Source organism: Isoptericola haloaureus, from assembly GCF_036689775.1.
Taxonomy (GTDB): Bacteria; Actinomycetota; Actinomycetes; order Actinomycetales; family Cellulomonadaceae; genus Isoptericola; species Isoptericola haloaureus.
The window spans coordinates 27,182-50,203 of record NZ_JBAGLP010000120.1; the positions used below are offsets into that span (position 1 = coordinate 27,182).

The window sequence follows — 23,022 nt, forward strand, 5'->3', positions numbered from 1 at the left end:
CGAAGGGAACGACGCCGTGACCATCGCACCCGAGGGCCGCCGCCTGCTGCGCGTCGAGGCCCGCAACGCCGAGACCCCCATCGAGAAGAAGCCCGAGTGGATCAAGACCCGAGCGGTCATGGGCCCGGAGTACAAAGAGCTCAAGGGCCTGGTGAAGGGTGGTGGGCTGCACACCGTTTGCGAGGAGGCGGGCTGTCCCAACATCTTCGAGTGCTGGGAGGACCGCGAGGCGACCTTCCTCATCGGCGGTGACCAGTGCACCCGCCGGTGCGACTTCTGCCAGATCGACACCGGCAAGCCGGCCGACTTCGACGCCGACGAGCCGCGCCGCGTGGCCGAGTCGGTCCAGCAGATGGGTCTGAAGTACTCCACGGTCACGGGCGTCGCCCGCGACGACCTGGCCGACGGCGGCGCCTGGCTGTACGCCGAGACCGTCCGGCAGATCCACGCGCTCAACCCGGGTACCGGCGTCGAGCTGCTCATCCCGGACTTCAACGCGATCCCCGAGCTGCTCGACGAGGTCAACGCCTCGCGACCCGAGGTGATGGCGCACAACGTCGAGACCGTGCCGCGGATCTTCAAGAAGATCCGGCCCGCGTTCCGCTACGAGCGGTCGCTGTCGGTGCTGACCCGTGCGCGCGAGGCCGGCCTGGTGACCAAGTCGAACCTCATCCTCGGCATGGGCGAGACCATCGAGGAGGTCAAGTCCGCGCTGGACGACCTGCAGTCGGCCGGGTGCGACCTCATCACGATCACCCAGTACCTGCGCCCGTCCGTGCGCCACCACCCCGTGGAGCGCTGGGTGCGCCCCGAGGAGTTCGTCGAGCTGAGCGAGTACGCCGAGGAGATCGGGTTCCTCGGCGTCATGGCCGGCCCGCTGGTGCGGTCCTCGTACCGCGCCGGACGCCTGTGGGGCCAGGCCATGACCAAGCGCGGCCAGGCCGTCCCGGAGGCGCTCGCGCACCTGACCGAACCCACGACCGCACGCCAGGAGGCGGCGAGCCTCGTCGCTCCCCGCGCCCAGTAGACTGGACCACCATGGCCCGCACGAAGTCCGACGCCGGCGAGCCCGCCGACGCGTCCACGAAGAAGCAGAAGAAGCCCAAGAAGCAGCGCTGGTACCACCAGGTGTGGTCCGCGTACCAGATGACCAGGCGACAGGACCCCATGGTCACCTGGATCATGCTGGCGGTCTTCCTCGGCGTCCTCGCCGTCGCGCTGCTCATCGGCGCCCTGACCGGCAACGTGATCTACGCCTCGATCATCGGTCTGCCGTTCGCCCTGCTCGCCGCGATGTTCGTCCTGACGCGCAAGGCCGAGCGGGCGGCGTACACCCAGATCGCCGGCCAGCCGGGCGCCGTGCGCGCCGCGCTGGGCACCGTCCGCGGCGGCTGGAACTTCGACGACGAGCCGGTGGCGGTCAACCGCCACCAGGACCTCGTCTTCCGCGGCGTGGGACGCCCCGGCGTCGTGCTGGTCTCCGAGGGCCCCGCGCACCGCGTGCAGCGGATGCTGGCCGACGAGCGCAAGCGCACCACGCGCATCCTGCCCAACGTCCCGGTCGCCACGATCCAGGTCGGCGACGAGGAGGGCCAGGTGCCGCTGCCCAAGGTCGCCCGCAAGGTCCAGCGCATGAAGAAGCAGCTCACGCGGGCCGAGGCCGGCGAGGTCGGCAAGCGCCTCAAGGCGCTCGGCGGGGTCCGCCTGCCGGTGCCCAAGGGCGTCGACCCCATGAACGCCCGGCCCGACCGCAAGGGGATGCGCGGGCGCTGAGCCCCGGACCGAACCACCCGCAGGCGGCCGGGACCGTCATCGACGCACGATGACGGTCCCGGCCGCCTTGTCGTGCAGGCCGCGGCCGTCGGCGTCCCACACCACGGCGGGGATCACCAGGCAGAGCAGCACGGCACGGATCGCGCCGGCACCGAAGCCGACCAGGTGCGGGCCCGTGGTGTGCAGCCGGCGCACCCGCAGGCCGAGCAGTCGGTGGCCGAGAGTGGTCCCGACGGTGCTGACCAGGATCAGGTTCATCGCGAAGAACAGCCCGAGCGTGGCCCCGGCGTCGTAGGAGAAGAACGCGTAGCTCATGCCGCTCACGGCCGCCCAGTCCACGACGAGGGCGACGACACGACGTCCGAGCGGCGCCGGCGACCCCGGCCCCGAGCTCGGCAGACCGAGCCGGTCGGTGCCCGGTGTCTCATCTGGTGGAACGTTCTGTCCGGAGAGCCAGGACCCGAAATCATCGCGTGACGGCATGAAATCACCCTACGTCGGCCACCAGGTCGTGTACGTAACGCGGACGAAACACTCGCGCTATGCAAGGGTAATCCCACGGCTCTAGCGTCAATGGCGCCGAGCCACCTGGCACCGTCCCATCAAGGAGCGCATGCATGTTCACCAATGCCGAGGAGGCAATCGCCTTCACCCGCAACGAGGGGGTGGAGTTCATCGACGTCCGGTTCATCGACCTGCCGGGCGTCATGCAGCACTTCAACATCCCCGTGGCGCAGTTCGACGAGGACTCGTTCACCGACGGCCTCATGTTCGACGGCTCCTCGATCCGCGGGTTCCAGGCGATCCACGAGTCGGACATGAAGCTCGTCCCGGACGTGAAGACCGCCTTCATCGACCCGTTCCGCAAGCGCAAGACGCTCGTGATGAACTTCTCGATCGTCGACCCGTTCACGGACGAGCCCTACGCCCGTGACCCGCGCAACATCGCGGCCAAGGCCGAGGCCTACCTCGCCTCCACCGGTCTCGCGGACACCGCGTTCTTCGCGCCCGAGGCCGAGTTCTACATCTTCGACTCCGCTCGCTTCGAGACCAACTCGCAGCGGAGCTTCTACGAGATCGACTCCGTCGAGGCCGCCTGGAACACGGGCCGCGACGAAGAGGGCGGGAACCTCAGCTACAAGACCCGCTACAAGGGTGGCTACTTCCCCACCTCCCCCAGCGACCGCTTCGCGGACCTGCGCGACGACATGGTCGCGACCCTGGGCCAGGTGGGCCTGGACGTCGAGCGTGCGCACCACGAGGTGGGCACGGCCGGCCAGCAGGAGGTCAACTACAAGTTCAACACCCTGCTGCACGCCGCCGACGACCTGATGAAGTTCAAGTACGTCATCAAGAACGTCGGCTTCAACGCCGGCAAGTCGGTGACGTTCATGCCGAAGCCGATCTTCGGTGACAACGGCTCGGGCATGCACTCCCACCAGTCGCTGTGGCTGAACGGCGAGCCGCTGTTCTACGACGAGAAGGGCTACGGCGGCCTGTCCGACATGGCCCGCTGGTACATCGGCGGTCTGCTCAAGCACGCCCCGTCGCTGCTGGCCTTCACCAACCCGTCGGTGAACTCGTTCCACCGCCTGGTCCCCGGCTTCGAGGCCCCGGTCAACCTGGTCTACTCGGCCCGTAACCGCTCGGCCTGCATCCGCATCCCGGTCACCGGCTCCTCGCCGAAGGCCAAGCGCGTCGAGTTCCGCGTGCCGGACCCGTCGTCGAACCCGTACCTCGCGTTCTCCGCGATGCTGCTCGCCGGCATCGACGGCATCAAGAACCGCATCGAGCCGCCGGCCCCGGTCGACAAGGACCTCTACGAGCTCCCGCCGGAGGAGCACGCGGAGATCGCCCAGGTCCCGAGCTCGCTCGAGGGCGCGATCAACAACCTCGAGGCGGACCACGAGTTCCTCACCCAGGGCGACGTCTTCTCCGAGGACCTCATCGCCACCTGGGTCGACTACAAGCGCACCAACGAGATCGACCCGATCCGTCTGCGCCCGCACCCGCACGAGTTCGAGCTCTACTACGACATCTGAGGAACGAGGCGCAGGGACGCCGAGCGCCAGCGAGGTGTACCGCAGCCGAGTCCCGCAAGATGTCGTCGACCAGCACGACATCTGATCCGTAGCGCTCCGCAGTGAGCTCGTCGAAGGCCCCGGAACCCGTGAGGGTTCCGGGGCCTTCTGCGTCGGCACCGGGTCGAACGACAGGTCGCGACGTCGGCTCCGGGACCGCCCCCCTACGGAGGTGCGAGTCCCGTCGGACGCGCCCAGTATCCGAGTACGGGTACGAGACCAGGAGGCGCGGTGAGCACGGCGGACCTCTCCCAGATCTCCCTGGACGACCTGCTCGACAGGCTGGGGACGACGGCGTCCGGACTCCCGTCCGCGGAGGCGTCCGACCGTCTGGAGCGGCTCGGGCCGAACGAGATCACCGAGCGGCGAAGAAACCCGCTGGTCGTGCTCGCGGGATACTTCTGGGGGCCCATCCCCTGGATGATCGAGGCCGCGCTGGTGCTGTCGCTGCTCGTGCGGAACTGGTCGGACGCCGCGATCATCGGGGTCCTGCTGGCCATGAACGGAGCGGTCGCCTTCAGCGAGGAGCACCAGGCGACGCGCGCGATCGCCGCGCTGAAGGAACGGCTCGCGACGTCGGCCCGGGTGCGCCGCGACGGTGCCTGGACCACGGTCCCGGTCCGCGAGGTCGTTCCTGGCGACGTCGTCCGACTCCGGCTGGGCGACATCGTGCCGGCCGACGTCCGGATCCTCGACGAGGCCGAGCTGCAGGTGGACCAGTCGGCGCTGACCGGTGAGTCGCTCCCGGTGACCCGGGGGCACGGTGACGCCGCATGGTCCGGCTCGGTGATCAGCCGGGGCGAGGCGGACGGCGTCGTCTACGCCACGGGCGCGGACAGCTACTTCGGCCGGACCGCCTCGCTGGTCGAGACCGCGGGGGCCGTGAGCCACTTCCAGCGTGCGGTGCTGCGGATTGGCCACTACCTGATCGTCGTCGCGATCGCGCTCGTCACGCTCACCTCGGTCGTCTCGTTGCTGCGCGGCAACGACCTGGTGGAGACGCTGGAGTTCGCGCTGGTGGTCACCATCGCGTCGGTCCCGGTCGCTCTCCCGGCCGTGCTGTCGGTGACGATGGCCGTCGGGGCCCGCTCCCTCGCCCGTCGCCAGGCGGTCGTCAGCCACCTGCCGGCGGTCGAGGAGCTGGGCGGTATCGACGTGCTGTGCTCGGACAAGACCGGGACGCTGACCCAGAACCGGCTTGCCGTCGGCGACCCCTGGTGCGCTGCCGGGGTGATCGCCGACGAGCTGATCGACGCGGCAGCCCTCGCCTCCCGGGCCGAGGACCAGGACCCGATCGACCTCGCGGTCCTCGCCGCGACGGACGGCAGGCCGCCGTCGGGCCAGGTGCTGCGGTTCACCCCCTTCGACCCGGTCGGCAAGCGCACGGAGGCCGTGGTCAGGACCGCCGACGGCGGCACCGTCCGGGTGAGCAAGGGCGCTCCGCAGGTGATCGCCGGCCTGTGCGCCGGCGACGCGTCCGTGACGGCGGCCGCCGGACAGGTGGACGATTTCGCCCGTCGCGGGTTCCGGTCGCTGGCCGTGGCCCGCACCGACGCGGCGGGCCACTGGCACCTGCTCGGGGTGCTGCCCCTCGCCGACCCGCCCCGGGACGACTCCCGCGCGACGATCGCGGCCGCCCGCGATCTCGGGATCGAGGTCAAGATGGTGACCGGGGACCAGGTCGCGATCGGCGCCGAGATCGCCCGTCAGGTCGGGCTCGGCGACCGGATCCTGCCCGCGTCGGAGCTGGGCGACGACGACACGGCCCCCGACGTCCGGGCCCGCCGGGTCGCCGAGGCGGACGGTTTCGCCCAGGTGTTCCCCGAGCACAAGTACCGCATCGTGGAGCTCCTCCAGCACGAGGGCCGGATCGTCGCGATGACCGGTGACGGCGTCAACGACGCTCCCGCGCTCAAGCAGGCGGACGCCGGGATCGCGGTCGCGAACGCCACCGACGCCGCCCGCTCCGCCGCCGAAGTCGTGCTCCTGGCTCCCGGGCTGTCGGTGATCGTCCAGGCCGTCCGGATGGCTCGCGAGACCTTCGCCCGGATGACCAGCTACGCGACGTACCGGATCGCCGAGACCGTGCGCGTCCTGCTGCTCATCACGCTGGCCATCGTCGTCCTGAACGTCTTCCCGGTCACGGCCGTCATGATCGTCCTGCTCGCTGTGCTCAACGACGCCGCGATCCTAACCATCGCCTACGACCGCGTGCAGGGGTCGGTCCGTCCGGCGCGCTGGCAGATGGGCACCGTGCTCACGGTCGCCACCGCCCTCGGCTTCGCAGGCGTGGTGGCGTCGTTCCTGCTCTTCCTCGTGGCGGACCTCGTCCTGGACGTCGACCGGGAGGTCGTCCAGACGCTGATCTACCTCAAGCTCTCCGTGGCCGGACACCTGACGATCTTCGTGACGCGCACCCGAGGACCGTTCTGGTCCCGACCCGCACCCGCCGGCGTCCTGGTCGTCGCCGTCGTGGGTACCCAGCTGGTCGCCACGATCATCGCCGCGACCGGGGTTCTCATGGCTCCGATCGGGTGGGCCGGGGCCGGGCTCGTCTGGGCCTACGCCCTGGTGTGGTTCCTGATCAACGACCGGGTCAAGATCGCCGCGTACGCGCTGGCCGACCGGCGGGCCGCGAGGCGACAGCACCGCAGCCCGTGACCGGGCGCCGGAGCGCGGTCGCACCGCCCGGGGGCCCGGCCCGGCGCTGACGTCGCCGGGCGCGGTGGCCCCCGGGCCGGTGCCGGCGACCTACCCGGCCTGCTCCTCGCGCCGGGTCGCCGCGGCCACCGCTGCGGCGTCGGGGACGTAGCCGGCCACGTGCCGCTCGCCCACGCCGTCGTAGGCGCTGAGCGGACGGATCAGGGCGTTGTCGGCGTACTGCTCCTGGACGTGCGCGGTCCAGCCGGCGATGCGCGAGGCCACGAAGATCGGCGTGAAGAGCTCGGTGTCGAAGCCGATGAGGTGGTAGGCGGGGCCGGAGGGATAGTCGAGGTTCGGGTAGATCCCCTTGCGCTCGACGAACTCCGTCTCGAGGGTCGTGGCGAGCTCGGCGACGTCGGGCCGGTCCTCGTGCGCGACCAGCGAGTCGAGCGCCGCCTGCATCGTGGGCACCCGGGAGTCGCCGCGCTTGTACACGCGGTGCCCGAAGCCCATGATCTTGCGCTTGTCCGCGAGCGCGGTGTCGAGCCACGGCACGACGTTCGCCGCGGTGCCGATCTCGTCGAAGGTGTGCATCACGGCCTCGTTCGCCCCGCCGTGCAGCGACCCCTTGAGGGCGCCCACGGCCGCCACGATCGCGCTGTGGTAGTCGGACAGCGTCGAGGCGACCACCCGGGCGGTGAAGGTCGAGGCGTTGAACGAGTGCTCCGCGTAGAGCGTCATCGACACGTCGAAGGCCTGGCGCACGACCTCGTCGGGTTCGTCGCCGAACGTCATCCACAGGAAGTTCGCGGCGTAGCCCAGGTCGTCCCGGGGCGGGACCGGTGCCAGCCCCCGACGCCGTCGCTGGACGTGGGCCACGACGGCGGGGAGCTTCGCGTAGAGCACGAGCGCCTTGCGCAGCACCGTCTCGGGGTCCTGGTCGGCGACGTCGGGGTCGTCCGCACCGATGACGCTGACGGCGGTGCGCACCACGTCCATCGGGTGGGCGGTCCGCGACAGCCCGTCGATGACGTCCATCAGGTGCGCGTCCAGCGCTCGGTGCTTCCGCTCGGCCGCCCGGAAGCGGTCGAGCTCCTCGGCGGTGGGCAGGTCGCCGTACCAGAGCAGGTGCACGACCTCCTCGAACGAGGTGGTCGCCGCGAGCTCCTGCACCGGGTACCCCCGGTAGAGCAGCGAGTTGCTCTCGACGTTGACGTGGGAGACGGCGGTGCGGTCGACCGTGACACCGGCCAGACCCTTCCTGATCTCGACGGTCTCGCTCATGATCACTCCTTCGTGACTGTGGGTGGTCGGACGGGGCTCAGCGCCGGCTGACGGTGCCGAACCGGCGGGCGACGGGCGCGAGGAGGACGGGGCGCAGCGCGGACGCGGCCGCCACGATCACGACGAGCGAGGCCACGAACATCCAGAAGCCGAACCAGCTCACCTCGTCGCGTCCGCCGTACATGTGGTTGAGGTTGCGCAGCGCACCGGTCGAGAGCACCAGGGCCACGTGGACGACCGTGAACGCGACGAAGTAGAGCATCACCGGGAAGTGGAGACGCCGGGCCGTCGCGACGGGGAGCACCCGGTCCCACCGGCTGCCCTCGCGCCACGCGGAGCTCATCCGCACCCCGCTGGCGATGGCCAGCGGCGCCGCGACGAACACGGTGGTGAAGTAGGCCAGCTGCTGCAGGCTGTTGTAGTGGACCCAGCCGTTGTCGGTGGGCCAGCTCAGCGAGAGGTACTGGAGTCCCGCGGAGAGCGCGTTCGGGACCACGCTCCAGTCGGTCGGCACGATGCGCACCCACTGCCCGGTCGCGAAGAGCAGGACCAGGTAGAGCGCGCCGTTGGCGATCCAGAAGACGTCCAGCGCCTGGTGGGCCCAGGACATGATGCTGACGCGGGAGGTCGGCGCGGACCGTGGGGCCCAGTACGCCTCGGGGCGCTGCTGGCGTCGCACCATCCAGCCGGTGCGCACGATCATCACCAGCAGGAACACGTTGAAGAAGTGCTGCCACGAGAGCCAGGCGGGGATCCCCACCGGTGCCCCCTCGGGCAGGGGGTAGTCGCCGGGGTACGTCGCCAGGAAGCGCTGCACCGGCTCGAGGTCGACCAGCCACCGCGCCACCAGGACGGCGACACCGACCAGCACGACCGCCACGGCGACCAGAGCCAGAGCACGGGCCGCGCGGCGCGGCAGTCGCGGGCCGGTCCTGGCGGAGGGCTCGTCACCGCCGACCGTGCCCGGCTGCTGCCGTGCGACGGGGACGTCGTCCCCCGCCCCGACCGGAGTCGGCACCGGTTCCGGCCCCGCCTCGGGCTCGGGCCCCGGCTCGGGCTCCGGCTCGGGCTCGGGCTCTGGCTCGGGCGGTCGGTACGCCCAGGCCGGCGCCGTCCCCGCCGGCGGCCACGGCTCTCCCCCGGCCACGCGCGGCAGGCCGCGGCGCAGCGGGACACCGTCGGCGACCGGCTGCGCAGGACCCTGGGCAGGCCCACCGGACGCGGCTGCCGGCCGGGCGGACGTCGCGCCGCCCGTGCCCGCGGCCGAGGCCTCCGGCTCAGCGACGCCCTCCTCCGGGCGCTCGATCGTCCCGGTGGCCACGGACGCCTCCGGCGCGGCCACGGACGCCTCCGGCGCGGCCACGACGCCCGCCGTCCCGGGCGCCTCGCCGGCCGGCGGCCACGGCGGCCCGCCCGGACGACGCGGCAGCCCTCGCCGCAGCGCGGTCATGCGCCCCTCCGCTCCTCGAGCGCGGCCACGAGCTGCGGCACGACCTCGAACACGTCACCGACCACCCCGAAGTCCGCGATCTCGAACAGGGGCGCGTCGGCGTCGTTGTTGACGACGACGATGGTCTGGGCGGTCTGCATCCCGGCACGGTGCTGGATCGCGCCCGAGATGCCCAGGGCGACGTAGAGGCGCGGTGACACGGACACGCCCGTCTGCCCCACCTGGGCCGACGCCGGGGCGTACCCGTTGTCCACCGCGACGCGCGAGGCGCCGACGGCGGCACCGAGCGCGTCGGCAAGGCGCTCGACCAGCACGAAACCCTCCGCCGAGCCCAGTCCCCGACCGCCGGACACGACCTTCTCGGCCCCGCGCAGCTCGGGTCGTTCCGAGGTGACCTCGACCGGCTCGACCGCCACGATCTCGGCACCGGGCAGGCCCGAGTCCTCGACCTCGATCTCCTCGACGGCGGCGTCGTCGACGGCCGGTGCCCGGTCGTCGATCTCGCCGGGCCGGACCGTGATGACCGGCGCGCCGAACGTCGGTGCGGCGTCGACCAGGTAGGTCCCGCCGTAGACCGAGTGGTGGGAGACGATCCCCTCGTCGTCGCGGGAGACCCGCACGGCGTCGACCGCGAGCGCCGACCGGGTCCGGACCGCGTAGCGGGCGGCCACCTCGCGCCCCTCCACGGAGTGCGCGGCGAGCACCGCCGCCGGGCGGACGTGCCGCGCCGCCGCCGCGAGGGCGTCCACCTGGGGGACACCCAGCGTCTTGGCCGGCGTGGAGACGGTCAGCACCCGCTGCGCCCCCAGCGCGCCGGCCGCGGCGGCCTCGGTCTCGGCACCGGGTCCCACGAGCAGCGCGACGGGCGTGCCGATCGTGGCGGCCGCCCCGAGCAGCTCGGCGGACGACGCCGCCGGTGCACCGTCGGGCGTGCGGTCGAGGAGCACCAGGATCGGTGCGTCGTGGACGTCGGTCATCGTGGTGTCCTCCCTCATGCCAGCCGGTTCTCGAGGAGGAACGCCGCCAGCTGCTCACCGGCGTCCCCGCTGTCGACGATCTTGGTGCCCGCCGTCCGCGCCGGCCGCTCGGCGACGGCGAGCATGATCGACCGGGCGGCGTCGGCCGGCTCGGGGTCGACGCCGAGGTCGGTGGCGGAGACGGTCTCGATGGTCTTCTTCTTGGCGGCGATGATCCCCTTGAAGCCGGCCATGCGGGCCTCGGGCAGCGCCTCGGTGACGGACACCACGGCCGGCAGGGGCGCGGTGAGGCGCACGGTGGCGCCGTCGGAGGCGCGCACCCCGGTGACCTCGGTCGCGGTCAGCTCCACCTCGGCCAGCGCGGTGGCGCACGGCAGGGCGAGGAGCTCGGCGACGGCGGCCGGGACGGCCCCGCCGGACCCGTCGGTGGACGCGTCGCCGGCCAGGACGAGGTCGAAGCCGACGTGCTGCACGGCCGCGGCGAGGATCTCGGCGGTGAGCACGACGTCGGCCCCGAGGAGACGGTCGTCGACCACCTGCAGCGCCGAGGTCGCCCCGAGGGCGAGCGCCTTGCGCAGACTGGTGACCCCGGGTTCCGGGGTCATGGCGACGGCGACGATCTCGGTCTCGGGGTCCTCGTCGGCGTGGGCCAGGGCCACCTCGAGCGCACGCTCGTCGATCTCGTCCAGGACGAGGTCGGCGGTGGCACGGTCGGCCAGCCCCGTCTCGAGCGACAGCGTGCGGTCCACGTAGGTGTCCGGGACCACCTTCATCAGCACGACGATCTTCATCGTCTTCCTTCCTCGGCACGGGACAGCGCCTGGGCGGCGACGTCGGCCATCAGCGGGACGCCCTCGGCCAGGCCGGGGGCGAAGGTGTCGTCCGGTCGCTGCCCGTCGAGCCATCGTGTGTAGATCGCCTCGCAGAAGATCGTCGACTTCCACAGGGCGAGCGCCTCGTACCAGGCCAGGTTCTCCAGGTCCGCACCGGTGCGGGCAGCGTATCGCTCGACGAGCCCCGCCCGGGACGGGAACCCCGGGCCGGCGGTCACCGGGGTGAGATCCATCGGCGTGCGGACCTCGCCCGCCGCGGAGTAGGTGGCGACGAGGTAGCCCAGGTCCGCGAGCGGGTCCCCGAGCGTCGCCATCTCCCAGTCCAGGACGGCGGCGAGCCGGTCGGGCGCGGCGAACAGCAGGTTGCCGAGGCGGTAGTCGCCGTGCACGACCGTCGCGCGGGCGGACCGCGGCACGGTGGCGGCGAGCCGCTCGGCCAGGCGGTCGACGACCGGGACGGAGCGCCGCGTGTTCACCGGCCAGAGCTGGGCGAAACGCCGGACCTGCCGGTCCAGGTAGCCGGCGGGCCTGCCGAGGCCGGCCACCTCGCCCTCGAGCGGTACCTGGTGCAGGTCGGCGAGGGTGTCGACGGCGGCGTGGACCAGGGCGGTCGCGGCGCCCGGGCCGTCGAACCCGGGCGGCAACGACGTCGTGACGACCTCGCCCTCGACGTAGTCCATGAGGTAGAAGGGCACCCCCAGCACGGCGAGGTCGTCGCACACCGCGCGGACCCGCGGCACGCGCACGCCCACGGCGCCCAGCGCGGCGACGACGCGGGCCTCGCGGACCATGTCGTGGGCCGACGGCGGGAACGGGGGGCGCGGTCCGCGGCGCAGCACCATCCGCTCGCCGCCGCGCCGCACCTCGTAGGTGACGTTGGCCTGGCCGTCGCCGATGCGCCGCCAGGCGAGCGTGCCCGCCGGGATCCCGAGGCCGTCGAGGTACCGCTGCAGCGGGTCGAGCACGAGCAGCGGCGGGCGCGGGGCCGCCGCTGCCTCGGCCGCGTCCTGCACGACGTCGGCCCGGTCGGGTCCGGTCACGAGCGCGCTCACCGGTCGGCCTCCGCTCGGTCCAGGACGCGTTCGCCGGCGTCGACCTCCCGCTCGCGGCGTGCGACGGCACGACGCGCGATGGCCCACCGGTGCGTCTCGCTCGACCCGTCGTACACGCGGAAGGGGCGGACCTCGTTCTGGAACGCCAGCAGGGGCAGCTCGAGGGTCACGCCGTCGCCGCCGCAGAGCTGGACGGCCCGGTCGACGACCCGTCCGACCGCCTCGGAGCAGTGCACCTTCGCGATGGACGACGCCTGGGCGCCGGCCCGTGCGTCGTCCTCGAGCGTGCGGGCCGCCCGGTCGACGAGCGCGGCGGCCGTGGCGAGGTCGATCTCGGAGTCGGCGACGAGCGCCTGCGCGATGCCCAGCTCGGCGAGGGGGGAACCGAACAGCTCGCGGTGGCGCACCCGGTCCAGCGCGGTGTCGTGGGCCCGACGTGCCAGCCCCAGCCATCGCATGCAGTGCGTCAGCCGGGCGGGGCCGAGCCGGACCTGGGCGTGCCGGAAGCCTTCCCCCGGCGTGCCGAGGACGGCGTCGTCGGGGACGACGCAGTCCCGGAAGTGCACGTGCGGGTGCCCGCCGGTGATCGCCGTCTCCAGCGTGCGGATGCCGTGCCCGATCGAGACGCCGTCGGCCCCCATCTCCACGAGGAACATCGTGGCGGCCTCGGGGCCGACGTCCGGCGTCCGGGCCATCACGATCGCGACGTCGGCCTCCTCGGCACCCGAGATGAACCGCTTCTCCCCGTCGATCGCCCATCCCCCGTCGACCCGGCGCGCCGTGGTCGTCAGCGCGGCCGGGTCCGACCCGGCGCCCGGGTGCGGCTCGGTCATGGCGAAGCACGACCGCGTCGCGCCCGCGGCGAGCGGGACGAGGTAGCGCTCCTGCTGCTCGACGGTGGCGATCCGCTCCAGGAGCAGCATGTTCCCCTCGTCGGGCGCCATGCAGTTGAGGACCGCCGGGCCGATCGGCGAGTAGCCGGCTTCCTGGAACACGGCGGACCACTCGCCGAGCCGCAGCCCCTGCCCGCCGAACCGGGTCGGCACGTGGGGCGCGAACACGCCGGCCTCCCGGGCCCGTCGCTGCAGGGACCGGCGGGCCGCGGGTTCCAGGGGGGTGCCGGCCGGTGGTTCCGCCGGGACGACGACGTCCCGCACGAACCGCCGTGTGCGCTCCACCAGGTCCGTCGTCGTCATGCCGTTCCTCCTGCCGCGAGCAGCCCGCCGTCGAGGGTCAGCACCTGTCCCGTGACCCAGCCCGCCTCGTCGGAGCACAGGTACGCCGCGGCGGCGGCGACGTCGGCCGGCTCGCCGAGCCGCCCGAGCGGGTACCGTGCGGTGACCTCGTCCTCGCGGTCCTCGTACAGCGCGCGGGCGAACCGGGTCCGCACCACGGCCGGCGCGAGCGCGTTGACGCGGACCGCGGGCGCGAGCTCGGCCGCCAGCGTCACGGTCAGGTGGGCGACCGCGGCCTTGGTGACGCCGTACCACCCGATCCCCGGGGACGGCACCTGCCCCGTCACGGAGGACAGGTTGAGCACGGCCGCCCCGACGCGGTCGCCGAGTCCCGCCGCACAGGCCTCCTGGACCCAGCCGAGCGTGCCGAGCACGTTGACCTCGAGAACCTTGCGCGCCGCCTCCGGCTCGAGCCCGACGAGGGGGCCGTAGACGGGATTGATGCCGGCGTTGTTCACGAGCACGTCGAGCGCGCCGAACTCCGCCACCGCGGTCTCGACCGCCGCCCGCCGGTGCTCCGGGTCCTGGGCCCGGCCCGCGACGACGCGGACCCGATCCGGCGGCAGCGACTCGACCGCCGCCTGCAGCCCCTCGGCCCGTCGCGCGGTGAGCACGACGGACGCGCCCTCCGCGACGAGTCGTCGCGCGACCGCGAGGCCGATGCCGCGGCTCGCACCCGTCACCAGCGCCACCCGGCCCTGCAGCCGCGAGCAGCCGCCCGCCCCCGCTGCGAAACCCTCCGTCATGCCACGCTCCCTTGCGCGATTGCTTAACGCCGGTTCAATCCCTCGCCGTCGCGGCCCGAGGAGATGCCTGCACCAGGGCCTCGCCAGCGCGGTTTCTAATATGGTATAAAAAGTTGAGGTCGAGATCAAGGACGATCGGAGACAACATGAGCCAGATCATCGGACCGCGCTCCCTGTACGAGGAGGAGCACGAACAGCTGCGCGAGATGGTGCGCGCCTTCGTCGAGCAGTACGCCCGCCCGCACGCCGAGCGGTGGGAGCGCGAGGGACGCGTCGACCGGAAGCTCTTCGTCCAGGCCGCCGAGGCCGGGATCCTCGGCTTCGGCATCCCCGAGGAGTACGGGGGCGGCGGGTCGGACGACTTCCGCTTCAACGCCGTCATGGGCGAGGAGCTCGCGCGCCACCCGGTGTCGGACGGCATGGCCTGCATCGCCCTGTCGAACGACATCGTCATCCCCTACTTCACGGACCTGACGAACGACGAGCAGAAGCGGCGGTGGCTCCCCGGCATCGCGGCGGGCGAGACCGTCGTCGCCGTGGCGATGTCGGAGCCCGGCACGGGCAGCGACCTCGCGGGGATCCGCACGACGGCCACCCGGGACGGGGACGACTACGTGGTCGACGGGTCGAAGACGTTCATCTCCAACGGGCAGAACGCCGACCTCGTGGTTACCGCGGTGCGCACCGGCCCGGACCCGCACAAGGGACTGAGCCTGCTCGTGATCCCCGCCGACTCCCCCGGGTTCTCCCGCGGGCGTCGCCTGGAGAAGATCGGCCTGCACGCCCAGGACACCAGCGAGCTCGCCTTCGAGGGCGTCCGCGTCCCGGTCGCGAACCTGCTCGGCCCCGAGGGGGCGGGGTTCGCGGGCCTGATGGCGAACCTGCCGCAGGAACGGATCTCCATCGGGGCCGCCGCCGTCGCCTCCAGCGAGGGGGTGCTCGAGCGCACGCTCGAGTACGTCAAGCAGCGCCAGGCGTTCGGCCGGCCGATCGGCGCGTTCCAGAACACCCGCTTCGAGCTGGCCGAGATGGTGACCGCCGTGCGGGCCAGCCGCGCGTACGTGGACGCGTGCCTCGTCGAGCACAACGCCGGCCGGCTGACCCCGGAGGACGCCGCCGCCGCGAAGTTCTGGACCACCGAGCAGTACGTCGACGTCGTGGGCCGCTGCCTGCAGCTGCACGGCGGGTACGGCTACATGCGGGAGTACCGCATCGCGCGCGACTACGAGGACGCCCGCATCACCACCATCTACGGAGGCACGACCGAGATCATGAAGGAGATCGTCGGTCGAGGTCTCGGACTGTGAGGACACCCATGACCGAGGCACTCATCTACGACGCGGTGCGCACACCGCGAGGCAAGAACCGCGACGGATCCCTGCACGGCGTCAAGCCCGTGGACCTGGTCGTGGGGCTGATCGACGCGCTCACCGAGCGCCACCCCTCGATGGAACCCGAGCTGATCGACGACGTCGTGCTCGGCGTCGTCTCCCCCGTCGGCGAGCAGGGCGGTGACATCGCCCGCACCGCCGCGCTGGTCGCCGGGCTCCCCGAGAGCGTCGCGGGCGTCCAGCTCAACCGGTTCTGCGCCTCGGGCCTGGAGGCGGTGAACACCGCCGCGCAGAAGGTCATGAGCGGCTTCGAGGACCTGGTGCTCGCCGGAGGGGTCGAGTCCATGTCCCGCGTCCCGATCGGGTCCGACGGCGGGGCCTACGTGCAGGACCCCACCACCAACTACGACCTGCACTTCGTCCCCCAAGGGATCGGAGCCGACCTCATCGCCACCCTCGAGGGCTTCACCCGGCAGGACGTCGACGCCTACGCGGTCGAGTCCCAGCGCCGGGCCGAGGAGGCCTGGCGCGAGGGGCGCTTCGCCCGCTCCGTGGTCCCGGTGCGCGACGTCAACGGGGTCACCCTGCTCGACCACGACGAGCACCGGCGCCCCGGGTCGACCGTCGAGTCGCTCGGACACCTGAAGCCCGCTTTCGCCATCCCCGGCGCCCAGGCCGGGTACGACGCGGTGGCTCTGCAGAAGTACCACCACGTCGAGGCGATCGACCACGTGCACACGGCGGCCAACTCGTCGGGCATCGTCGACGGCGCCGCGCTCGTCCCCGTCGGCAGCCGGGAGATCGGCGACCGGCTCGGCCTCACGCCCCGGGCGCGCATCGTGGCCGCCGCCGTCACGGGGTCGGAACCGACGATCATGCTCACCGGCCCCGCCCCGGCGACCCGCAAGGCGCTCGCGCAGGCCGGCCTCACGGTCGACGACATCGACCTGTTCGAGCTCAACGAGGCGTTCGCCTCGGTCGTCATGCGGTGGGAGCGGGAGATGGGCGTCCCCCACGACAAGGTCAACGTCAACGGCGGCGCGATCGCCATGGGGCACCCGCTCGGAGCCACCGGGGCCATGATCCTCGGCACGCTGCTCGACGAGCTGGAGCGGCGCGACCTGCAGCGCGGGCTGGCCACGCTCTGCGTCGGTGCCGGCATGGGGATCGCCACCATCATCGAGCGGGTCTGAGGAAGGAGCACGGCATGAGCGTCATCGAGGACAAGACCGACGTCCGGCTCGGGTACGACTGGGCCGAGGACGCCGACGGCGTCGTCACCATCACGATGGACGACCCGGACAGCGCGGCCAACACCATGAACGCCCACTTCGTGAGCGCGATCGAGGCGACCGTCGAGCGGCTGGAGGCCGAACGCGACCGGATCGCCGGCGTCGTCCTCGCCTCGGCCAAGAAGAGCTGGTTCGCCGGCGGGGACCTCAACCTGCTGCGCGCCGCCGACCCCGAGAGGTCGGCCGAGGAGACCGCGCACATCGACCACGTCAAGTCGCTCCTGCGCCGCCTCGAGCGGCTCGGTCGGCCCGTGGTCGCCGCGCTCACCGGCACCGCGCTCGGCGGCGGTCTCGAGGTCGCGCTGGCCACCCACCACCGGATCGCCGCCGGCGACGCCGCGGGGGCACGGTTCGGGCTCCCCGAGGTCTCTCTCGGGCTGCTGCCCGGCGGCGGCGGGGTGACCCGCACCGTCCGGATGCTCGGCCTGCAGAAGGCCCTCGCCGACGTGATCCTGCCGGCCACGCGCTTCACCGCGGAGGGTGCGCTGGACGCGGGGCTCGTCGACGAGGTCGTGCCCGCGGCCGAGGTCCACGACCGGGCCAAGGCGTGGATCGCCGCCCACCCGGAGCCCGTCCAGCCCTGGGACGCCGACGGCTTCCGCCTGCCCGGGGGCTCGCCGTCGTCGCCGTCGATGGCCCAGGCCCTGGCCGCGATGCCGGCCATGCTGCGCCAGCAGGTCAAGGGAGCGCCCGTGCCGGCACCCCGCGCCGCCATGGCCGCCGCCGTCGAGGGCGCGTCCGTGGACTTCGACACCGCGTCGAGGGTCGAGACCCGCTACCTCGTCCAGCTGACCCACACCCAGGTCGCCAAGAACATGATCCAGGCGTTCTTCTTCGACCTGCAGAGCATCACCGCAGGAGCCAGCCGGCCCGAGGGCTACCCCACGTACCGGGCGACCCGTCTGGGCGTCGTCGGGGCCGGGATGATGGGCGCGGCGATCGCCTACGTGGCCGCGCGCAGCGGCATCGACGTCGTCCTCAAGGACGTGTCCGCCGAGGCAGCCGAGCAGGGCAAGGACTACGCACGCAAGCTCGAGGAGAAGGCCCTGCGGCGGGGGAAGACCACCCCGGAACGCAGCGCCGAGCTCCTCGACCGGATCACCGCGACCGGCGAGGCCGCCGACTTCGCGGGCGTGGACTTCGTCGTCGAGGCCGTCTTCGAGTCCGTCCCTCTCAAGCAGGGGGTCTTCCAGGAGATCCAGGACGTCGTGGAGCCCGACGCCGTGCTCGGGTCCAACACCTCCACCCTGCCGATCACGCTGCTGGCCGAGGGCGTCGACCGGGTCGAGGACTTCATCGGCATCCACTTCTTCTCCCCCGTCGACAAGATGCCCCTGGTCGAGATCGTGCGGGGCGAACGCACGAGCGACGCCGTGCTGGCGAAGGTGTTCGACTTCGTCCTGCAGATCCGCAAGACGCCGATCGTCGTCAACGACGCCCGCGGGTTCTTCACCTCGCGCGTGATCGGCAAGTTCATCGACGAGGCGGTCGCCGCCGTCGGCGAGGGCGTCGAACCGGCGAGCATCGAGCAGGCGGCGCTCCAGGCCGGGTACCCCGCAGGCGCCCTGCAGCTGCTCGACGAGCTCACGCTGTCGCTCACGCAGAAGATCCGCACCGAGACCCGCGCCGCCGAGGAGGCCGAAGGACGCACCTGGGTCCCGCACCCCGCCGAGGCCGTGGTCGACTGGATGGTCGACTCCCAGGACCGGCCGGGACGCAAGGCCCGCCGGGGCTTCTACGAGTACGACCAGTCCGGGCGGCGCGTCCGGCTCTGGCCGGGACTGCGCGAGAAGTACGACTCCGGCAGCGCCGACGTCCCGCTCGTGGACCTCCAGGAGCGGATGCTCTTCGCCGAGGCCCTCGACGCGATCGCCTGCCTCGACGACGGAGTGCTCACCACCGTCGCCGATGCCAACATCGGCTCGATCTACGGCATCGGCTTCCCCGCGTGGACGGGGGGCGTGCTGCAGTACGTCAACCAGTACGCGGGCGGGCTCGAGGGGTTCGTCGGGCGCGCCCACGAGCTGGCGGACACCTACGGCGAGCGGTTCCGCCCCCCGGCCTCGCTCGTCGCCCGGGCCGCCGCCGACGAGACCTACGCGTAGGAGGCGAGCCATGGTGACGACACGTCTGACCGAGGCGCTCGGGATCGAGCACCCCGTGATCCAGGGCGGGATGATGTGGGTCGGCCGTGCGGAGCTCGCCGCGGCCGTCTCGGAGGCGGGCGGCCTGGGCATGATCACGGCCCTCACCCAGCCGACGCCGGACGACCTGGTCGCCGAGATCGAGAAGGCTCGTGCGCTCACGGACAAGCCCGTGGGCGTCAACCTGACCATCCTGCCCGCGATCGACCCCCCGCCGTACGACGAGTACCGCCGCGCGATCATCGACGCCGGCGTCACGATCGTCGAGACGGCGGGCGCCAACCCGGAGCCGCACATGGACATGTTCACCGCGCACGGCGTGCGGGTGATCCACAAGTGCACCAGCGTGCGGCACGCGCTCAAGGCGCAGAGCGTCGGGGTGACCGCCGTGTCGATCGACGGCTTCGAGTGCGCCGGGCACCCCGGGGAGGACGACGTCCCGGGCCTGGTGCTCGTGCCCGCGGCGGCGGACCGGCTGACGATCCCCTTCACCGCCTGCGGCGGGTTCGCCGACGGGCGCGGGCTCGCCGCGGCGCTCGCGCTCGGCGCCGACGGCATCACGATGGGCTCGCGGTTCATGTGCACCCAGGAGTCGCCCGTCGCACCGACCGTCAAGGAACGGATCGTGGCGGGCACCGAGCGCGACACGAACCTCATCTTCCGGCAGCTGCGCAACACGGCCCGCGTGGCGAAGAACGCCGTGAGCGACGAGGTCGTCGAGGTGCTGGCGCGCGGCGGTGACTTCGCCGACGTCCGCGAGCTCGTCGCGGGCCGCCACGGGCGGAAGGTGTTCGAGGACGGTGACCTCGACGCGGGTATCTGGACGGTGGGGCTCGTGCAGGGCCTCATCCACGACGTGCCGGCCGCGGGCGAGGTCGTGCGGCGCACCGTCGCCGACGCCGAGCAGATCCTGCGCGACCGGCTGGCGATGTTCGCGAGCCCTGCCGCGGTGTGAACGGCTGATCACACGTCGGCACCGTCCGAGCGACCGGTACCCGACCACTGGCGCGACCCTCTCCCCCCGGAGGGTCGCGCCAGTGCTGCTGTCACGGGACGGTCACGGATTCGAACCGTGATTCGACAAACCCTTGCCGGGGCCACGCCGAGGCCCTAGCATGTGAAGCGCCATTAACTTGCTGCTCAACGGAGAGTAGGAGACCGGCGATGATCGACCACGGACAACCGACCGACGACGGTCCCGTCCGGCACTCGCCCGACGCCGTGCCGCGCGTCCCGGCGGACCGGGACTCCACCGGCGGGCACCCACGGTGCGCACCGCGCCGTTCCCGCCACGCCCAGCAGGCCCGCCCCCGAGGAGGAACCATGTCCATCGTCCGCACCGCAGGACGCGCACGACCCCTGACCACGCTCGCGGCGGGGATCGCCGTCGTCGCGCTCACCCTGGCGGGGTGCTCCGGGCGCGACGCGGCCGACGACGCCCCCGCCGCGTCCGGGGAGGACGCCGGCGACGACACCACGACCGCGGCCGCCGCCGAGGACTGCAGCCCCGGCTTCACCGAGACCGAGGTGCGGATCGGCAACAGCATCCCGCTCTCGGGACCGGCCGCCGCCTACGGCGCGATAGGTCAGACGCTCCAGGCCTACTTCGACGACGTCAACGCCGCCGGGGGGCTCGAGCTGGCCGACGGCACGCAGCGCGACGTCTCGGTCAGCGTCGTCGACGACGGCTACGACCCCGCGAAGACCGCCGCGAACGTCCGCTCGCTCGTCGAGCAGGAGGAGGTGTTCGCCCTGGCGGGCGTGCTCGGGACGGGCGCCGCGATCAGCGTCGCACCGTACGTGGAGGAGGCCGGCGTACCGAACCTGTTCGTGGGCACCGGCACGGACGCCCTCCAGTCCCTGCACGCCGAGGACCCCTGGACGACCGGCTTCATGCCCCAGTACGGCTTCGAGGTGCAGGCGCTCGCCGAGTACCTCGTCGCGCACCACCCCGGCGCGACCGCCGCGATCCTGTACCAGAACGACGACTTCGGCGAGAGCGTCCGCGCGGGCTTCGAGGAGGCGTTCGAGGGCACCGACCTCGAGATCGTCGCCGCCGAGCCGTACGAGCTGGCCAGCGCCTCCGTCGACAGCCAGGTCACGACCCTCGCGGCGTCCGAGGCGGACATCTTCCTGGACTGGGCCGTCGGGTCGTTCGCGACGCAGTCGCTCAAGAAGAAGATGGAGCTCGGGTGGGACGCGACGACCGTCGTCAGCGCCCCGGCGGCCGACGCGACGTTCTTCCTCAAGCCCGCCGGCGAGGGAGCCGCCGACGGCGTCGTCTCCGTCGCCTACACCAAGGACATCACCGACCCGTCGTCCGCCGGCGACGCCGGCTTCGACGCCTGGACCGATTTCGCCACGGCGCACGACGAGGTCGACCCCCTCTCCGCCCCCGCGGCGGCGGGCTACCAGACCGCGCAGCTGCTGGAGGCCGCGCTGCAGCAGATGCAGGGCTGCACCCGCGAGGCGCTGCTCGAGGCGGCGACGACCTTCGAGGGCCTCGAGCTCGACCTCGCGCCGGTCGCCGTCACCACGACGCCGGACTACCCGTACGTCTTCCGGGAGATCAAGGTCCAGGTCTTCAACGGCGAGAACTGGGACCTCGCCGAGGGGGACTACACCGTCGACTGACCGAGCACCCGGGGCCGGCCACGACGGCCGGCCCCGGTGGTGACCCACCGGACACGGCCCAGGAGGATGCGATGGACGCGTTGCTCGAGGTGCACGACGTGCACCTCTCGTTCGGCGGGCTGCAGGCGCTCGACGGACCGAGCCTGACGGTCGCCGACGGCGAGGTCGTGGGCCTCATCGGCCCCAACGGCGCGGGCAAGACCAGTCTCTTCAACTGCATCAACGGCTTGTACCGACCGCAGTCGGGCAGCGTCCGGGTCCTCGGACGGGAGGTCGCGGGCCTGCCGCGCCACCGCATCGCCGGTCTCGGCGTCGGGCGGACCTTCCAGAACCTCGGTCTGCTGGCGAGCCAGACCGTGCTGGAGAACGTGCTGGCCGGCGCGTACCACGCCACGCGCGGCGGCTGGTGGGCCACCGTGCTCGACCTGCCCGACGTCCGTCGCACCGAGGACCGGCTCCGCGCCCGCGCCCTGGAGCTCCTCACCGAGCTCGACCTCGCCGACGTCGCGGGCCGTCCCGTCGGCACGCTCCCGTTCGGCACGCTCAAGCGCATCGAGCTGGCCCGTGCGCTCGTCGGCGAGCCGCGTCTGCTGCTCGTGGACGAGCCGGCCAACGGACTGGTCCACAGCGAGGTGGCCGAGCTCGGCGCGACGCTCCGACGGCTGGCCACGGACCGCGGGGCGGCGATCCTCCTCGTGGAGCACCACATGGGTCTCGTGACGTCCGTCTGCGACCGCGTCGTCGTGCTGGACTTCGGCCGCCTCATCGCCGAGGGCGACCCCCGCGAGGTCGCCCGCGACCCGCAGGTCGTGGCCGCCTACCTCGGGACCGCCGCATGAGCGCGCTGACGGTCGAGATCGAGGCCGCGGGCTACGGTCCCGCGACGGTCCTCCGCGACGTGCGTTTCGAGGTGCCCGACGGCGGGCGGCTGGTGGTCCTCGGGGCCAACGGGGCCGGCAAGACCACCGTGCTGCGGACCATCTCCGGCCTCTGCGACGCCGTGGGGTCCGTCCGGCTCGGGGAGACCGAGCTCCTCGGCCTCCCGCCCTACCGTGTCGCGGGGGCGGGCATCGCCCACGTGCCGCAGGGCCGCGGCACCTTCGGGGACCTCACGGTGCGCGAGAACCTGCTCGTGGGCGGGGCGACGCGACCCCGGAGAGAGGCGGTCGCGGCCGCGGACCGCTGGATGGAGCGCTTCCCGCGGCTGGGTGAACGCAGCGGCCGTCCGGCGTCCGGGCTCAGCGGCGGCGAGCAGCAGCTGCTGGCCATCGCCCGCGCGTTCATGTCGGCGCCGCGGATGCTGCTGCTGGACGAGCCCTCCCTGGGCCTCGCGCCCAAGATCACCACGGACCTCTTCGCCACCCTCGACGAGCTGGGCCGCGAGACGGGCACGGCCATGCTGCTCGTCGAGCAGAACGCCGAGGTGGCCCTCGGCATCGCCGAGGACGCGGTCGTCATCTCCAGCGGCCGGATCACCGTGCGAGGTCGGGCGGACGAGCTCCGGGACAACGACGACGTGCGCCGCGCCTACCTGGGCGTCTGAGAGG

19 protein-coding genes are annotated in these 23,022 nt (G+C 72.6%); 11 read left to right on the forward strand and 8 right to left on the reverse strand.

The genetic code is table 11. The features are described 5' to 3' along the window. Nucleotides 1-16: 16 nt before the first annotated feature. Both lipA and V5O49_RS15480 read left to right on the forward strand, forming a co-directional pair. On the forward strand, nt 17-1,027 hold the full coding sequence (gene lipA / locus V5O49_RS15475; RefSeq protein WP_332903025.1) for a lipoyl synthase: 1,011 nt from the start codon (nt 17-19) through the stop codon (nt 1,025-1,027). Between the two features lie 11 nt (nt 1,028-1,038). Next, the gene (locus V5O49_RS15480) at nt 1,039-1,773 is read left to right on the forward strand and encodes a DUF4191 domain-containing protein (RefSeq protein ID WP_278234695.1); all 735 of its coding nucleotides are present in this window, start codon (nt 1,039-1,041) and stop codon (nt 1,771-1,773) included. Nucleotides 1,774-1,809: 36 nt separating this feature from the next. Here the strand turns inward: V5O49_RS15480 and V5O49_RS15485 are convergent, their stop codons facing one another. After that, nucleotides 1,810-2,256 (reverse strand): RDD family protein, encoded by a 447-nt coding sequence (locus V5O49_RS15485; RefSeq protein ID WP_332903026.1) that lies wholly within the window; start codon nt 2,254-2,256, stop codon nt 1,810-1,812. A 134-nt stretch (nt 2,257-2,390) separates the two neighbouring features. Here V5O49_RS15485 and glnA point away from each other — a divergent pair, with 134 nt between their 5' ends. Next, a complete protein-coding gene (gene glnA, locus V5O49_RS15490; RefSeq protein ID WP_278234697.1) occupies nt 2,391-3,815 on the forward strand; it encodes a type I glutamate--ammonia ligase in 1,425 nt (474 codons plus the stop codon). A 270-nt stretch (nt 3,816-4,085) separates the two neighbouring features. Continuing rightward, nucleotides 4,086-6,515 (forward strand): plasma-membrane proton-efflux P-type ATPase, encoded by a 2,430-nt coding sequence (locus V5O49_RS15495; protein WP_332903027.1) that lies wholly within the window; start codon nt 4,086-4,088, stop codon nt 6,513-6,515. A gap of 90 nt (nt 6,516-6,605) precedes the next feature. Here V5O49_RS15495 and V5O49_RS15500 read toward each other — a convergent pair whose 3' ends face one another. The 7 genes from V5O49_RS15500 to V5O49_RS15530 are packed head-to-tail and all read right to left on the reverse strand — an operon-like array spanning nt 6,606 to nt 14,074. Further along, nucleotides 6,606-7,781, reverse strand: coding sequence for a bifunctional 2-methylcitrate synthase/citrate synthase (locus V5O49_RS15500; protein WP_332903028.1), 1,176 nt, complete (start codon nt 7,779-7,781; stop codon nt 6,606-6,608). Between the two features lie 37 nt (nt 7,782-7,818). Then, nucleotides 7,819-9,231, reverse strand: a complete 1,413-nt coding sequence (locus V5O49_RS15505) for a cytochrome b/b6 domain-containing protein (RefSeq protein WP_332903029.1) — start codon at nt 9,229-9,231, stop codon at nt 7,819-7,821. Then, nucleotides 9,228-10,208 (reverse strand): electron transfer flavoprotein subunit alpha/FixB family protein, encoded by a 981-nt coding sequence (locus tag V5O49_RS15510; RefSeq protein ID WP_332903249.1) that lies wholly within the window; start codon nt 10,206-10,208, stop codon nt 9,228-9,230. The genes V5O49_RS15505 and V5O49_RS15510 overlap by 4 nt, the downstream gene beginning before the upstream one ends. Nucleotides 10,209-10,222: 14 nt before the next feature. After that, the gene (locus V5O49_RS15515; RefSeq protein ID WP_332903030.1) at nt 10,223-10,999 is read right to left on the reverse strand and encodes an electron transfer flavoprotein subunit beta/FixA family protein; all 777 of its coding nucleotides are present in this window, start codon (nt 10,997-10,999) and stop codon (nt 10,223-10,225) included. Continuing rightward, nucleotides 10,996-12,093, reverse strand: coding sequence for a phosphotransferase family protein (locus V5O49_RS15520; RefSeq protein WP_332903031.1), 1,098 nt, complete (start codon nt 12,091-12,093; stop codon nt 10,996-10,998). Before V5O49_RS15520 ends, V5O49_RS15515 begins: the two co-directional genes overlap by 4 nt. Next, complete coding sequence (locus V5O49_RS15525; protein ID WP_332903032.1) at nt 12,090-13,289, reverse strand: acyl-CoA dehydrogenase family protein; 1,200 nt, start codon at nt 13,287-13,289, stop codon at nt 12,090-12,092. Before V5O49_RS15525 ends, V5O49_RS15520 begins: the two co-directional genes overlap by 4 nt. Continuing rightward, on the reverse strand, nt 13,286-14,074 hold the full coding sequence (locus V5O49_RS15530) for an SDR family oxidoreductase (protein ID WP_332903033.1): 789 nt from the start codon (nt 14,072-14,074) through the stop codon (nt 13,286-13,288). Before V5O49_RS15530 ends, V5O49_RS15525 begins: the two co-directional genes overlap by 4 nt. Before the next feature lie 146 nt (nt 14,075-14,220). On the opposite strand from V5O49_RS15530, the gene V5O49_RS15535 reads away from it, so the two are divergent. From V5O49_RS15535 to V5O49_RS15565, 7 genes are all read left to right on the forward strand, one after another. Continuing rightward, complete coding sequence (locus V5O49_RS15535) at nt 14,221-15,381, forward strand: acyl-CoA dehydrogenase family protein (RefSeq protein WP_332903034.1); 1,161 nt, start codon at nt 14,221-14,223, stop codon at nt 15,379-15,381. An 8-nt stretch (nt 15,382-15,389) separates the two neighbouring features. Continuing rightward, nucleotides 15,390-16,598 carry an acetyl-CoA C-acetyltransferase gene (locus tag V5O49_RS15540; RefSeq protein ID WP_332903035.1) on the forward strand — a complete coding sequence of 403 codons (1,209 nt, stop codon included), beginning with the start codon at nt 15,390-15,392 and terminating at the stop codon, nt 16,596-16,598. Nucleotides 16,599-16,612: 14 nt separating this feature from the next. Then, nucleotides 16,613-18,802, forward strand: a complete 2,190-nt coding sequence (locus V5O49_RS15545; protein ID WP_332903036.1) for a 3-hydroxyacyl-CoA dehydrogenase NAD-binding domain-containing protein — start codon at nt 16,613-16,615, stop codon at nt 18,800-18,802. Between the two features lie 10 nt (nt 18,803-18,812). Beyond that, entirely contained in the window at nt 18,813-19,796 is a 984-nt protein-coding gene (locus V5O49_RS15550; RefSeq protein ID WP_332903037.1) for an NAD(P)H-dependent flavin oxidoreductase, read from the forward strand. A gap of 368 nt (nt 19,797-20,164) precedes the next feature. Then, nucleotides 20,165-21,475 carry an ABC transporter substrate-binding protein gene (locus V5O49_RS15555; RefSeq protein WP_278234708.1) on the forward strand — a complete coding sequence of 437 codons (1,311 nt, stop codon included), beginning with the start codon at nt 20,165-20,167 and terminating at the stop codon, nt 21,473-21,475. 71 nt (nt 21,476-21,546) lie between these two features. Further along, on the forward strand, nt 21,547-22,314 hold the full coding sequence (locus V5O49_RS15560; RefSeq protein WP_332903038.1) for an ABC transporter ATP-binding protein: 768 nt from the start codon (nt 21,547-21,549) through the stop codon (nt 22,312-22,314). Continuing rightward, nucleotides 22,311-23,018 (forward strand): ABC transporter ATP-binding protein, encoded by a 708-nt coding sequence (locus tag V5O49_RS15565; protein WP_332903039.1) that lies wholly within the window; start codon nt 22,311-22,313, stop codon nt 23,016-23,018. Before V5O49_RS15560 ends, V5O49_RS15565 begins: the two co-directional genes overlap by 4 nt. The last annotated feature ends 4 nt before the right edge of the window (nt 23,019-23,022 follow it).